The 13,329-nt window shown below is 73.9% G+C and carries 12 protein-coding genes; 9 read left to right on the forward strand and 3 right to left on the reverse strand.

Features of this window, described 5'->3' with window-relative positions:
- Window positions 1-41 precede the first annotated feature (41 nt).
- The 4 genes from ACQPYX_RS29050 to ACQPYX_RS29065 all read left to right on the forward strand — a co-directional run bounded on the left by ACQPYX_RS29050 (window position 42) and on the right by ACQPYX_RS29065 (window position 3,397).
- Window positions 42-1,247, forward strand: a complete 1,206-nt coding sequence (locus tag ACQPYX_RS29050; RefSeq protein WP_433800718.1) for an alkaline phosphatase family protein — start codon at window positions 42-44, stop codon at window positions 1,245-1,247.
- A 91-nt stretch (window positions 1,248-1,338) separates the two neighbouring features.
- Window positions 1,339-1,923, forward strand: coding sequence for a hypothetical protein (locus ACQPYX_RS29055; protein ID WP_433800719.1), 585 nt, complete (start codon window positions 1,339-1,341; stop codon window positions 1,921-1,923).
- Entirely contained in the window at window positions 1,920-2,312 is a 393-nt protein-coding gene (locus tag ACQPYX_RS29060; RefSeq protein WP_433800720.1) for an ankyrin repeat domain-containing protein, read from the forward strand. Before ACQPYX_RS29055 ends, ACQPYX_RS29060 begins: the two co-directional genes overlap by 4 nt.
- Before the next feature lie 59 nt (window positions 2,313-2,371).
- Window positions 2,372-3,397: an LLM class flavin-dependent oxidoreductase gene (locus ACQPYX_RS29065; protein ID WP_433800721.1), complete on the forward strand. Its 1,026-nt coding sequence runs from the start codon at window positions 2,372-2,374 to the stop codon at window positions 3,395-3,397.
- 82 nt (window positions 3,398-3,479) lie between these two features.
- On the opposite strand, the gene pntB is transcribed toward ACQPYX_RS29065, so the two are convergent.
- Together pntB and ACQPYX_RS29075 are read right to left on the reverse strand one after the other, a co-directional pair.
- The gene (pntB, locus tag ACQPYX_RS29070; RefSeq protein ID WP_433800722.1) at window positions 3,480-4,886 is read right to left on the reverse strand and encodes a Re/Si-specific NAD(P)(+) transhydrogenase subunit beta; all 1,407 of its coding nucleotides are present in this window, start codon (window positions 4,884-4,886) and stop codon (window positions 3,480-3,482) included.
- Entirely contained in the window at window positions 4,883-6,418 is a 1,536-nt protein-coding gene (locus tag ACQPYX_RS29075; protein WP_433800723.1) for a Re/Si-specific NAD(P)(+) transhydrogenase subunit alpha, read from the reverse strand. The genes pntB and ACQPYX_RS29075 overlap by 4 nt, the downstream gene beginning before the upstream one ends.
- 242 nt (window positions 6,419-6,660) lie before the next feature.
- Between ACQPYX_RS29075 and ACQPYX_RS29080 the strand changes: the two genes are divergently transcribed.
- From ACQPYX_RS29080 to ACQPYX_RS29100, 5 genes are read left to right on the forward strand one after another with little or no spacing between them, the layout of a single operon-like run.
- Window positions 6,661-8,754 carry a molybdopterin oxidoreductase family protein gene (locus tag ACQPYX_RS29080; protein ID WP_433800724.1) on the forward strand — a complete coding sequence of 698 codons (2,094 nt, stop codon included), beginning with the start codon at window positions 6,661-6,663 and terminating at the stop codon, window positions 8,752-8,754.
- A complete protein-coding gene (locus ACQPYX_RS29085) occupies window positions 8,754-9,098 on the forward strand; it encodes a molybdopterin oxidoreductase (RefSeq protein WP_433800725.1) in 345 nt (114 codons plus the stop codon). The genes ACQPYX_RS29080 and ACQPYX_RS29085 overlap by 1 nt, the downstream gene beginning before the upstream one ends.
- Window positions 9,098-11,665 (forward strand): nitrite reductase large subunit NirB, encoded by a 2,568-nt coding sequence (gene nirB / locus ACQPYX_RS29090; protein ID WP_433800726.1) that lies wholly within the window; start codon window positions 9,098-9,100, stop codon window positions 11,663-11,665. Before ACQPYX_RS29085 ends, nirB begins: the two co-directional genes overlap by 1 nt.
- Window positions 11,662-11,988 carry a Rieske (2Fe-2S) protein gene (locus tag ACQPYX_RS29095; RefSeq protein ID WP_433800727.1) on the forward strand — a complete coding sequence of 109 codons (327 nt, stop codon included), beginning with the start codon at window positions 11,662-11,664 and terminating at the stop codon, window positions 11,986-11,988. Before nirB ends, ACQPYX_RS29095 begins: the two co-directional genes overlap by 4 nt.
- A 15-nt stretch (window positions 11,989-12,003) precedes the next feature.
- A complete protein-coding gene (locus ACQPYX_RS29100) occupies window positions 12,004-12,753 on the forward strand; it encodes a maleylpyruvate isomerase family mycothiol-dependent enzyme (RefSeq protein WP_433800728.1) in 750 nt (249 codons plus the stop codon).
- Window positions 12,754-12,770: 17 nt separating this feature from the next.
- On the opposite strand, the gene ACQPYX_RS29105 is transcribed toward ACQPYX_RS29100, so the two are convergent.
- Window positions 12,771-13,322 (reverse strand): hypothetical protein, encoded by a 552-nt coding sequence (locus ACQPYX_RS29105; protein WP_433800729.1) that lies wholly within the window; start codon window positions 13,320-13,322, stop codon window positions 12,771-12,773.
- Window positions 13,323-13,329: the final 7 nt, after the last annotated feature.

Here is a 13,329-nt window from a genome sequence, read left to right on the forward strand (position 1 = left end):
GAAAGTGCTCACACGGCGGAGCCTCCCTACGATCCCCCGGCATGACCGAGCGCCCGTTCCTCCCTGCGTACGGGCACGGCACGCTCGCCGAGGTCATGCCGTCCACGGCGGCCGCGCTCGGGGTGCCCGGGTTCGCCGACACGCTCGGCGTGGCCCGCCATCCCGACGACGTCACCGCCGTCGCGGTGCTGCTCGTCGACGGTCTCGGCGCCGACCTGCTCACCGCCCACCCGCACGACGCCCCCGCGCTGCACGACCTGGCGCGCGGGGCGTCCTCGCGGGACCTCACGGCCTGTTTCCCCGCCACCACCGCCGTCAGCATCACCTCGCTCGGCACGGGCCTGCCGCCGGGCGTGCACGGCATCGAGGGCTACTCGATGGGCGTGCCGCCGCTCGCGGAGCCCGAGGCGGCCCCGGACGTCGTCCTCAACACCCTGCGCTGGTGCGCCCACGGCGCCACCGACCCGGTCGACCTGCTCGCCGACCTGCCCCCCGAGCAGGTCCAGCCCCGCCCCACGGTGCTCCAGCAGGCCCTGCGCGCCGGGGTCGCGGTGACCCAGGTGGCACCCGAGATCCAGCGGCGCTCCGGGCTCACCCGGGCCGCCCTGCGCGGTGGCCGGTTCCACGGTGTGTCCGCGCTCGGCGACCTCGCCGCCGAGGTGCTGCACGGGCTCGACGTCGAGGCCGAGGAGCGGGCCCTCGTCTACGCCTACCACGGCGATCTCGACACGATCGGCCACCGGCACGGCCCCGGCTCGCTGCCGTGGCGGCTGCAGCTGCAGGTCGTCGACCGGCTCGTCGCCGCGATCGCGGAGTGCCTGCGGCCCGGCGCGGCGCTGCTCGTCGTGGCCGACCACGGCATGGTCGCCACCGACCGCGGCTGGCAGGTCGACCTCGACCACTCCCCGACCCTGCTCGCCGGCGTCCGCCGCCTCGCGGGCGAGACCCGGGTGCGCCACGTCCACGCCGTCCCCGGCGCCGCCGACGACGTCCTGGCCGCGTGGCGCGCCGAGCTCGCCGACGCGGCGTGGGTGGTCTCGCGCGAGGAGGCCGTCGACGGCGGGTGGTTCGGCCCGGACGTCACCGACACCGCGCGGGGCCGGATCGGGGACGTGGTGGCCGCCGCCCGCGGCGCCTGGACGCTGGTGCGCTCCCGCAACGAGCCCCGCGAGACCGCCCTGGTCGGCCACCACGGCTCGCTGACCTCGGCGGAGCAGCGGGTGCCGCTGCTCCTCGCGCGGGGTTGACCCGGTCGGGCGCCCCGCTTCCGGGGTGGCCGGTCGCGGTCGCGAGGATCGCGCCATACGCTCTCTTCACCAGCAGGACGGGGGTGGCCGAGTGGACCGGCACACACACGACCGGGGCGACGCCGGGGCGGGCAGCCACGACGACGACGGCCGCGACTCGCTCCTGGTGCGCGTCCGCGCCGCGATCGCCCACCACCCGCTGCTGGCCGGGGGCCCGCTGATCGCCGTCGCGATCGTCGCCGGGTTCTCCGACGCGCACGACGCGAGCCTGATCTCCCTCGGCGCGGTGCTGGTGTTCATCGTCGTGCAGCTGTTCACGCTCGCCCACGACGACCGCCTGTGCCTGCGCTGCATCGCGGACAGCCCGGAGAACCCGGCCCAGGTCGTCGAGCGGCGGCGGCGGTGGCTGCGGCTCTTCCACTCCGCCACCACCACGGCCGGCATCGTGCTGCTCGTCGTCGCGGCCGCCGTCGGCGTCGCGGCCGGGCTGCTGTTCCGGCCCGGCTGGGGCGACCTCGTGCTGCTGCTCCCGCTCGGCACGATGGCGCTGACGGTGCTGCACCGCCGCGTCGAGCCGTGGTGCCCCTACTGCGGCTGGGGCCGCGACGACGACGGCGAGGACACTTCCGACCCGACGCCCGACCCGGACACCGCGGCGCCGCTGTCGCGCACGTGACCGGGCCGTCCGCGGACGTCGCCGAGCTCGCGGGCCGGATGTTCGACCTCGCGCGCCGCGGCGACACCGACACCCTCGCGGCCTACGTCGACGCCGGGATGCCGGTCGACCTGACCAACGGCTCCGGCGACACCCTGCTCATGCTGGCGGCCTACCACGGGCACGCCCCGACGGTGCGCGCGCTGACCGCGCGGGGCGCCCACGTCGACCGGCTCAACGACCGCGGTCAGGCCCCGCTGGCCGGCGCGGTCTTCAAGGGCGAGGACGACGTGGTGGCGGCCCTGCTCGAGGCCGGCGCCGACCCGCTGGGCGGGCACCCGACGGCCGTGGACACCGCGCGGGTCTTCGGCCGCGACGACCTGCTGGCGCTGCTCGCCCCGCCGGAGTGAGGGCGGATCCGGGGCCCGGCGGGGAATCCCGGCCCGGCGATCCGGCGTTGCACTCCCACATGGGCATCCCGATCTCGGTCCTCGACCTCTCCCCGGTCCCCTCCGGTACGCCCGCCTCGCAGGCCCTGCACGACACCGTCGAACTCGCCCGCACCGCCGAGGCCGCCGGCTACCGCCGCTACTGGCTCGCCGAGCACCACGGCATCGCGAGCGTGGCCAGCTCCGCGCCCGAGGTGATGATCGCGGCCGTCGCGAGCGCCACCAGCACGATCCGCGTCGGGTCCGGCGGGATCATGCTGCCGAACCACAGCCCGCTGAAGGTGGCCGAGACCTTCCGCGCGCTCGCCGGGCTGTACCCGGGTCGCATCGACCTCGGCCTCGGCCGGGCGCCCGGCACCGACCCGCGCACCGCGATCGCGCTGCGCCGCTCGCACGAGGCGCTCACCGCCGACGACTTCCCGGACCAGTTCGCCGAGCTGCGCGGCTACGTCGACGGCTTCGGGGCCGACCACCCCTTCGTCGGGATCGTGGCCGCTCCCGACGACGTGCCGCTGCCGCCGGTCTGGATCCTCGGGTCCAGCTACTACGGCGCCCAGGCCGCCGCCGCGTTCGGCACCGGCTACGCCTACGCGGGGCACTTCGGCGGCGCGGACGCCGGGGAGGCCACCCGCATCTACCGGCAGTCGTTCCGGCCGAGCACCGCGGCCGGCGCCCAGGAGCCGCACGTCGTCCTCGGCGCCGCCGCGATCGCCCACCCCGACCCGGAGCGCGCCTACGCCCTGGGCCGCGCGAACGCGCTGTCGATGGCTCGCCTGCGGACCGGCAACCCGTGCCCGCTGCCCAGCCCCGAGGAGGCGCTGGCCCACGACTGGAGCGCCGCCGAGGAGCACATCGCCGCCTCGATGGCGTCGAAGGTGTCGGTCGGCACGCCCGAGCAGGTCGCCGAGGACCTCGCCCGCAAGGCCCGCGAGGCGGACGCCGACGAACTGATGATCACGACTGCGATCCACGACCCGGCCGAGCGCCGTCAGTCGGTGCGGCTGGTCGCGGAGGCGCTCGGCGCCGTGTCGCTGGCGGCCGCCTGAGAGACCACCCCGACGTGAACGAACGGCACTGTCGCGCACATGGATGCTGCGACAGTGCCGTTCGTTCGTCCTGGCAGGGGTGCTACAGGGCCGTCAGGATGTCCTCGACCCGCTTCTTCGCGTCACCGAAGATCATCGACGTGTTCTCGCGGAAGAACAGCGGGTTCTGCACGCCCGCGTAGCCGACGGCCATCGAGCGCTTGAACACGACGACGTTCTTGGCCTCCCACACCCGCAGGACGGGCATGCCGGCGATCGGGCTGCCGGGGTCGTCCATGGCGGCCGGGTTGACCGTGTCGTTCGCGCCGATGACGAGGACGACCGAGGTGGAGGCGAGGTCGTCGTTGATCTCGTCCATCTCGAGCACGATGTCGTAGGGCACCTTCGCCTCGGCGAGCAGCACGTTCATGTGCCCGGGGAGGCGGCCGGCGACGGGGTGGATGCCGAAGCGGACCTCGACGCCCTTGTCGCGCAGCTTGCGGGTGAGGTCGGCGACCGGGTACTGCGCCTGCGCCACCGCCATGCCGTAGCCGGGGGTGATGACCACCGACGACGCCTCACGCAGCATCTCGGCGACCTCGTCGGCCTGCACCTCCCGGTGCTCGCCCTCGACGTCCGCGGCCGCGGTGCCGGACTCCACGCCGAAGCCGCCTGCGATGACCGACAGGAACGAGCGGTTCATCGCCTGGCACATGACGTAGGACAGGTACGCACCGGACGAGCCGACGAGCGCGCCGGTGACGATCAGCAGCGTGTTGTTGAGCAGGAAGCCCGACGCCGCCGCCGCCCAGCCGGAGTAGCTGTTGAGCATCGAGACGACGACGGGCATGTCGCCGCCGCCGATCGAGGCCACGAGGTGCCAGCCCAGCGCGAGGGCCACGGCGGTGATCGCGATCATGACGCCGAGCGAGGGCGCCAGCACGAACGCGACGGTGAGCGCGGCGAACGCGACGAGCGCGGAGAGGTTCAGGGCGTTCTTGCCCGGCAGGGTCAGCGGCCGGGACTTCATCCGCCCCGAGAGCTTGCCGTAGGCGACGATCGAGCCGGTGAAGGTCACGGCGCCGATGAAGACGCCGACACCGACCTCCACGGAGTGGATGCCGAGCAGCTCCGGCGCCACCGTGGTCTGGGCGGCGCCGACCGCCTCGACCTCGAGGTAGCCGTTCCACCCCACGAGCACGGCAGCGAGGCCGACGAAGCTGTGCAGCAGGGCGATGAGCTCGGGCATCCCGGTCATCTCGACGACGCGGGCGCGCCAGAGGCCGACCCCGCCGCCGATGACGAAGCCCGCGACCATGAGCGCGACTGCGCCGGCCTCGAGCGAGTTCGCCGCGAGGACGACGGTGGCGACCAGGGCCACCGTCATGCCGGCGATGCCGTAGACGACGCCGTTGCGGGCGGTCTCATGCTTCGAGAGGCCGGCGAGGCTCATCACGGTGAGCAGCGCGGCGACGATGTAGGCGGCGGTGGCCGCCGTTTCCGGGCTCATGCGGCCGGACCCTTCGTGAACATGGCGAGCATGCGGCGGGTCACCGCGAAGCCGCCGACGATGTTGATGCTGGCGAGCACGATCGCGATGAACGCGAGGACCGAGACGAGCGTCCCGTGCGCGCCGAACTGCACGAGGGCGCCCACGATGACGACGCCGGAGATGGCGTTGGTGACCGACATCAGCGGCGTGTGCAGCGCGTGGTGCACCTTGCCGATGACGTAGTAGCCGATGACGACGGCGAGCACGAAGACGGTGAGGTTGGTGGCGAGCTCGGCCGGGGCGAACGCGGTGGCCACGAACAGCAGCGCGAGCCCCACGGCGATCGCGCCGTAGCGCCAGGCGGCGGAGCGGGGCTTCGCCGGTTCGACGACGGGCGAGGGCACCTCGGGCGCCGGGGCCGGCGGTGGGGCCGCCGAGACCGACACCGGGGGCGGCGGCCAGGTCACCGCCCCCTCGTGGGCCACCGTCATGCCGCGCTGGACGACGTCGTCGAGGTCGAGGACGAGCTCGCCGTCCTTCTCGGGGGTCAACAGCTTGAGCAGGTTGACCAGGTTCGTGCCGTAGAGCTGCGAGGCCTGCGCGGGCAGGCGGGCGGCGAGGTCGGTGTCGCCGATGATCGTGACGCCGTTCGCGGTGGTGACGACCTCGTCGGGCACCGAGCCCTCGACGTTGCCGCCCATCCCGGCCGCCATGTCCACGATCACCGAGCCGGGCCGCATCGCGGCGACGTCGGCGGCGGTGATGAGGCGCGGCGCCGCACGGCCCGGGATGAGCGCCGTCGTGATGATGATGTCGACGTCGGCGGCCTGCTCGGAGTAGATCTCCGCGGCGCGCCGGTCGTAGGCCTCGGAGGTGGCCTTCGCGTAGCCGTCGGTGGAGCGCTCCTGCTCCACGTCCACCGTCAGGAAGTCCCCGCCGAGGGAGCTGACCTGCTCGGCGACCTCCGGGCGGGGGTCGGTGGCGCGGACGATGGCGCCCAACGAGGACGCGGCGCCGATCGCGGCCAGGCCGGCGACGCCCGCCCCGGCGACCAGCACCTTCGCCGGCGGGACCTTGCCGGCCGCGGTCACCTGGCCGGTGAAGAAGCGCCCGAACCGGTTCGCCGCCTCGATCACCGCGCGGTAGCCCGCGATGTTCGCCATCGAGCTGAGGACGTCGAGCGACTGGGCGCGCGAGATGCGCGGCACCGCGTCGGTGGCGAGCACCGTGATGCCGCGGGCCGCCAGGTCGGTGAGCAGTTCGGCGTTCTGGGCGGGCGCGACGCGGCAGACCAGCGTCGCCCGTTCCCGTAGGCGGGCGAGGTCGGCCGGCGCCGGCGTGTTGAGCGCGAGCACGACGTCGGCGCCCCAGGGGTCGCCGAGCTCGGCGCCCGCCGCGACGTAGGCGTCGTCGGGGAAGTCCGCCCGCACCCCCGCGCCCGGCTCGACGGTCACCGTCCAGCCGAGGTTCTGCAGCCCGATCACCGTGGCGGGCGTGGCCGCCACACGGGTCTCGCGTTCCCGGGTCTCCCGGGGGACACCGATGCGCACGCTCGCGCCCCTTCTCGTCGGGCCCCGGAGGTGGGGCCTGCTCCGGCCGCCGGGTCCGCCGACAGCCGTGTGGCGGACAGTAGACCGGGGTCCGCGTCCAGCATGTGACCTGTCTCGCTCCGAGGCAGGCTGAACGATCGAGATGACCTGCGTCGCACCCGATCACGGTCACCTCACACCGCCTCCGGGACGTGTAGCGCCCGCGTAACGGCGGCGAAACGACCGGCCCGCAGCGTAGAGACGTGACCGCCACCCACTGCCCCTACTGCTCGCTGCAGTGCGGCATGACGCTGACGCCGCGCCCCGCGAGCGCGGGCGGGGGCCACGAGGTGGCGGGCGCGAACTTCCCGACGAACCGCGGGGGGCTCTGCGAGAAGGGCCTCAGCGCGGCGGAACTGCTCGCCCACCCCGACCGGCTGACCACGCCGCTGGTGCGCGACCACCGCGACGAGCCGTTCCGCGCGACGACCTGGGACGAGGCGCTCGACCGGGTCGTCGCCGGGCTGACCGTCGCCCAGGAGCGCTTCGGCGCCGACGCCGCCGGGCTCTTCGGGGGCGGCGGCCTGACCAACGAGAAGGCCTACCAGGCGGGCAAATTCGTCCGGGTCGCGCTGCGCAGCGCCTCGATCGACTACAACGGCCGGTTCTGCATGTCGAGCGCCGCGGCCGCGTCGAACCGGGCGTTCGGCCTCGACCGGGGCCTGCCGTTCCCGCTCGCCGACATCGCCCGCGCGGACACGGTGCTGCTCGTCGGCTCGAACCCGGCCGACACGATGCCGCCCGCGATGCGCTGGTTCGCCGCGGGCCGCGAGCGCGGGGCCCGCCACGTCGTGGTCGACCCCCGGTACACGGCCACCGCGGCCGCCGCCGACGTCCACCTGCAGCCCGCCCCCGGGACCGACCTCGCGCTGGCCAACGGGCTGCTGCACCTGGCGATCAGGCTGCGGCTCGTCGACACCGCCTACGTCGCGGACCGGACGACGGGGTGGGACGCGGTACGCCGCGCGATGCGGCAGTACTGGCCGGACCGGGTCGAGCGGATCACCGGGGTCCCGGTGCGCGTGCTGGAGCGGACCGTCCGCATGCTCGCCGAGTCCCGGGCCACGATGATCCTGTCCGGCCGCGGCGCGGAGCAGCACGCGAAGGGCTCGGACACCGCGCTGGCGTGGATCAACCTCGCGCTCGCCCTCGGCCTGCCGGGCCGGCCGTACTCGGGCTGGGCGACCGTGACCGGCCAGGGCAACGGGCAGGGTGGCCGCGAGCACGGCCAGAAGGCCGACCAGCTGCCCGGCTACCGGATGCTCGCCGACCTCGCGGCCCGCGCCCACGTCGCCGGGGTGTGGGGCGTCGACCCCGACGAGCTCCCGCAGCCCGGGGTGTCCGCCTACGAGATGCTCGACCGGCTCGGCACCGACGGCGGCGTGCGCGCGCTGATGGTCCTGGCGTCGAACGTCGCGGTCAGCGCCCCGCGGGCCGCGCACGTGCGCGAGCGGCTGTCCGCCCTCGACTTCCTGGTCGTCTCCGACCTCTTCCTCTCCGAGACCGCGGAGCTCGCCGACGTCGTCCTGCCCAGCACCCAGTGGGCCGAGGAGGAGGGGACGATGACCAACGTCGAGGGGCGGGTCCTGCGACGACGGCGGGCCGCGACCGCGCCCGAGGGCGTCCGGTCCGACCTGCAGGTCCTCCACGACCTCGCCGGCCGCCTGGGGCGCGGGGCACACTTCTCCGACGACCCGCGGACGGTCTTCGACGAGCTGCGGCGGGCCTCCGCTGGCGGGAAGGCCGACTACGCCGGGATCACCTACGAGCGGATCGAGGCCGAACGGGGCGTCTTCTGGCCCTGCCCGGACGAGCAGCACCCCGGCACACCACGGCTGTTCCGCGACCGGTTCGCCACCCCGGACGGGCGCGCCCGCTTCCACGTGGTGCACCACCGGGCCGCCGCGGAGACGCCCGACGACCACTACCCCTACCGCCTGACGACGGGGCGCTCCCGCTCGCACTACCAGTCCGGCACCCAGACCCGGCGGACGAAGGCCCTGCTCTCCGCCGAGCCCGGACCCGCCGTCGAGATCCACCCCGATCTCGCCGCGCGCCTCGGACTCGCCGAGGGCTCCGACGTCCGGCTGCGCACCCGGCGCGGCACCGCGCGGATGCGGGTGCGGCTGTCCCGGGAGATCCGCGCCGACACGGTCTTCGCGCCATTCCACTGGGCCGGCGACCAGACGGTCAACCACCTCACCAACCCCGCGCTGGACCCGGCGTCACGCATGCCGGAGTTCAAGGTCTGCGCGGTCGCCCTCGACGCCGTCACCGAGGAGAGCACCACCGGATGATGACCACACCACGCTTCCTGCAGGGCGCCTTCGCCTTCGAGGGGCAGGGGCTCGACAAGCCGGCTCTGCTGCACCCGTCCCTGACCTACACCGTCCCCGAGGGCGTCACCGGCCAGGTGCTCTACGTCCGTGCGGGCAACTCCTCCGAGGAGCTGGCCACCGTGGTCCTCGCGTTCGACGGCGCCCCGTCGCGGTGGCTCCCGGTGGGTGCGCGCTCCGACATGCACGTGTCGCTGCGGGTGGTCGAGGACCTGCTCGCGGGCAGCACGGTGGAGATCCACTACGCGGCGCCCGCCGGGGTGTCCGGGACGCTCGTCGTGGACTGCGGCCTGGTGGAGGTCTGATGACGGCGACGGAGACGGAGCGCAGCGGAGCTCGACCATCGGCAGGCGCGGAACCGACGCAGCGCGCGGACGGCGGCGGGAGCCGCGCGAAGCTCGTCGTCGTCGGGAACGGGATGTCCGGGGCGCGGGCCCTGGAGGAGATCCTCGCCCGCGGGGGCGGGGAGCTCTTCGAGATCACCGTCTTCGGCGACGAGCCCTACGGCAACTACAACCGGATCCTCCTCTCCGAGGTGCTCGCCCAGGCCGCCGGCGAGGTGGTGGACGACGCCGACGACGACCTGTTCCTCAACCCGGTCGACTGGTACGCCGAGAACGGCATCACGCTGCACGCGGGCGTGCGGATCGTGCGGATCGACCGGCACGCGAAGGTGGTGCTCGGGGACGACGGGTCGGTGACCGGCTACGACACGCTCGTCCTCGCGACCGGCTCGCGCTCGTTCTTCCCGCCCATGGACGGCATGTGGGCCTCGAGGACGGAGCTGACGTCGGGCGTGTTCGGCTTCCGCTCGCTGGACGACGCCCACGGGATGCTCGCGCACATCCGGGAGCACCGGACGGCGGTGGTGATCGGCGGCGGGCTCCTCGGGCTCGAGGCGGCGGCCGGGCTGCAGGCGCACGGGGTGACGGTGCACGTCGTGCACCCGACCGAGGTGCTGATGAACCAGCAGCTCGAGGCCGAGGCGTCGACGGTGCTGCGCTCGAAGCTCGAGGACCTGGGCATGCACCTGCACCTCGGGGTGAGGACGAACGAGATCCTCGTTTCCGACGGCGCCGTGGCCGGGGTGCGGTTCACCGACGGGTCCGACCTGCCCTGCGACATGGTCGTGGTGACGGCCGGGATCCGGCCCAACATCGGGCTCGCGATGGTGAGCGGGCTGGAGACGCAGCGGGCGATCGTGGTCGACGACCGGATGCGGTCGGTCGACGACGACTCGATCTTCGTGGTCGGCGAGTGCGCGCAGCACCGCGGCGAGGTCTACGGCGTGGTCGGGCCGCTGTGGGAGCAGGCCGAGGTGCTGGCCGACGTCGTGACCGGGGCGAATCCCGACGCGGAGTACCACGGATCGCGCCTGGCCACGAAGCTCAAGGTCGCCGGCGTCGACGTCGCGCAGATGGGGGTGAAGGGCCCGGAGCGCGCGACCGACGAGTTCGTGCGGTTCTCCGAGACCGGCCGCGGGGTCCACCAGACGGTGATCATCCGGGACGGGACGCTGATCGGGGCGACGCTGGTCGGGGACGTCTCGAAGGTCGCCGCGCTGACGCAGGCGTTCGACTCGCGCTCGGCGCTGCCCGAGGAGCGGGTGAAGCTGCTGTTCGACCTGGGGTCGGCGGACGACGCGGCCTCGGCGGCCGACCTGCCCGACGAGACCCAGATCTGCCACTGCAACGGGGTGTCCAAGGGCGACCTCGTCGCGTGCGTGGCCGACGGCGCCGGGTCGGTGTCGGCGTGCATGGGCGCGACCCGCGCGGGCAAGGGGTGCGGGTCGTGCAAGGGGCTGGTGACGGAGGTCGTGGAGGCGGCGCTGGGCGGGGCGGGCGCCGTGGACCCGGCGGACTCGTACTACGTGCCGGCGATCCCGCTCGACAAGCCGACGCTGATGGCGGAGATCCGGTCGCGCGGCCTGACGAGCGTCTCCGCGGTGTTCGAGGCCCTCGCGCCCGACGGTCGGGACCACGTCGGCTCGAAGATGGGTCTGACCGCGCTGCTGCGGATGATGTGGCCCGACGAGTTCGTCGACGAGCGCGACGGCCGGTTCATCAACGACCGGGTGCACGCCAACATCCAGCGCGACGGCACGTTCTCGGTCGTGCCCCGGATGTCCGGCGGTGTGACGACACCCGACCAGCTGCGGCGCATCGCGGACGTCGCCGAGAAGCACGACATCCCGATGGTCAAGCTGACCGGGGGCCAGCGGATCGACCTGCTCGGCGTGCCGAAGGAGAAGCTGCAGGAGGTGTGGGCCGACCTCGACATGCCCTCCGGCTGGGCGTACGGGAAGTCGTTCCGCACGGTGAAGACCTGTGTGGGCACCGACTTCTGCCGGTTCGGGCTGGGCGACTCCACGCGGCTCGGCATCGACCTCGAGGAGCGCTACAAGGGCATCGAGGGGCCGGCGAAGATGAAGCTCGCCGTCTCCGGGTGCCCGCGCAACTGCGCGGAGTCGATGGTGAAGGACGTCGGGATCGTGGCCGTCGAGGGCGGGAGGTGGCAGATCTACGTCGGCGGTGCGGCCGGGGCCACGATCCGCCAGGGCGACGTCCTGGCCACCGTCGACTCCCACGAGGAGGCCGTGCGGATCACCGGGCGGTTCCTGCAGTACTACCGGGAACAGGCGAACTGGCTGGAGCGCACGTACGACTTCGTGCCGCGGATGGGCCTCGACCACCTGATCGCCGTGGTCGTCGACGACGTCGAGGGCATCGCAACCGACCTCGACGCGCGGATGCAGGAGGCGGTGGACGCCTACGTCGACCCGTGGGCGGCCGACCAGCAGGAGGCGACCCCGGGTCAGTTCCACGACGCGCTCCCGATGGTGCCGCTGCCGCAGGTCCCGGTGCGGTCGTGACCGGGGCCGTGTCGGTCCGGCTGGGGCCGGTCGACCAGATCCCCCTCGGCGAGGGGCGGGCGTTCCTCGTGGGCGACGAGCCCGTGGCGGTGTTCCGCCCCCGCTCCGGTGGCCTGCACGCGCTGCGGGCGATCTGCCCGCATCGCGGCGGGCCGCTCGCGGACGGACTCGTGGACGGTGAGGTGGTCATGTGCCCGCTGCACAACCACCAGTTCGCGCTGGCCTCGGGCGCGTGCGTCTCGGGCGGCGGGGTGGACGACGTGGCCGCGTACACCGCGACCGACGAGGACGGGGAACTCGTGGTGAGCCTGGTGGCGCCGTAGGGCAGGCTCACGGTCGTGCACGACCAGCTGCTCCTCCAGGCCACGGCCTTCGCCGACGCGGTCAGCGCGCCGGCCGCCGGTGACGACCTCTCCGCGCCGGTGGCGACCTGCCCCGACTGGACCGTCCGCGATCTCGCCCGGCACCTCGGACAGGTCCACCGCCGCGTCGTCATGACGATCGACGGCGGGGCGGAGCGCATGGTGCCGCGCGACGCCGAGATCCCTGACGGCGAGCCGCCGGCCACCCGCGACGACGTGGCGACGTGGCTCCTCGCCGGCGCGTCGGCGCTGGTCGCGAGGCTGAGGGCCGAGGACCAGGAGCGCGAGGTCGGCGGGTTCGTCGGGCCGGTGACGATCGCCTTCTGGGGCCGCCGGCAGCTGCACGAGACGTTGGTGCACCGGCTCGACGCCGAGCTCGCCGTGGGGTTCGAGCCGCTCGCGGACGTGTCCCCGGAGCTCGCGGTCGACGGGATCGCCGAGTGGTACGACCTGCTCACCGCCTACCGGAGCACCTCGCGCCGCGTCCGGGGTGACGCCTCGATCCACCTGCACGCCACCGACACCCCGGACGGCGAGTGGCTGATCCGCCGGAGTGCCGACGGGGTCACGATCACGCGAGAACACGTGAAGGCGGACGTAGCCGTGCGCGGGCGCGCGGTGGACCTGCTCGCGGCGGTCACGGGGCGCCGGACCCTCGAGGGCCTCGAGGTGTTCGGCGACCCGGCGGTGGCCGAGGACTGGTTCCGGGTGTCGGCGCTGGGCTGATCCCTGCTCCTCGCCGGTCATGGTCCGGCGCGGCTGGTGTAGGTGTGGCCGGTGGGGGTGGTGGTGCGGACGGTGTGGGGGTGGGGTCCGAATCCGTCGTGGAGCAGTTCGGTGATCCAGCCGGGCAGTTCTTTGAGGTGGTTGCCGCGCACGCAGTTGCCGCGCCCGTTCCCGAGGCTGGTGGGGCCGCCGGCCTTCTTGCCTGTGATGTGGTCGGTGTGTCGGATCGGGGCTCCGCAGAAGGGGTCGCGGCACATGCCGTGGTCGCGGAACGCGATCAGTTTGGCGAGGAACCCGTCGAAGTAGCGGCGGGTGGGGTCGCCGCCGACGAGGGTGCCGTGGGCGGGGTGGGCGAACAGGCGCCGCCACCAGCGGTGGCCGCCGGTGTAGCGGAGCAGGTCGGTGACGATCCCGGCCGGGAGCGGGCCGTGGCCGACGAGTTCGCCGGTGCTGGTGCTGTCGGGGTCGGTGATCGCGTCGAGCGGCAGGACGATGCCGACTTCGACGTTGACGTCCTCGGCGTAGACCTGTCCGGTGAGCCGCTCGACCAGGGTGTCGGCGACACTCACAGATGAT

The sequence above is a fragment of the Actinomycetospora sp. CA-084318 genome (assembly GCF_050955885.1).
In the GTDB taxonomy this organism is placed as follows: domain Bacteria; phylum Actinomycetota; class Actinomycetes; order Mycobacteriales; family Pseudonocardiaceae; genus Actinomycetospora.

What these genes read in the sequence shown, in the direction of transcription:
- ACQPYX_RS29050 (WP_433800718.1), top strand. Translation starts at nt 42, where the DNA reads ATGACCGAGCGCCCGTTCCTCCCTGCGTACGGGCACGGCACGCTCGCC.
- ACQPYX_RS29065 (WP_433800721.1), top strand. Translation starts at nt 2,372, where the DNA reads ATGGGCATCCCGATCTCGGTCCTCGACCTCTCCCCGGTCCCCTCCGGT.
- pntB (WP_433800722.1), bottom strand. Translation starts at nt 4,886, where the DNA reads ATGAGCCCGGAAACGGCGGCCACCGCCGCCTACATCGTCGCCGCGCTG.
- ACQPYX_RS29085 (WP_433800725.1), top strand. Translation starts at nt 8,754, where the DNA reads ATGACCACACCACGCTTCCTGCAGGGCGCCTTCGCCTTCGAGGGGCAG.
- nirB (WP_433800726.1), top strand. Translation starts at nt 9,098, where the DNA reads ATGACGGCGACGGAGACGGAGCGCAGCGGAGCTCGACCATCGGCAGGC.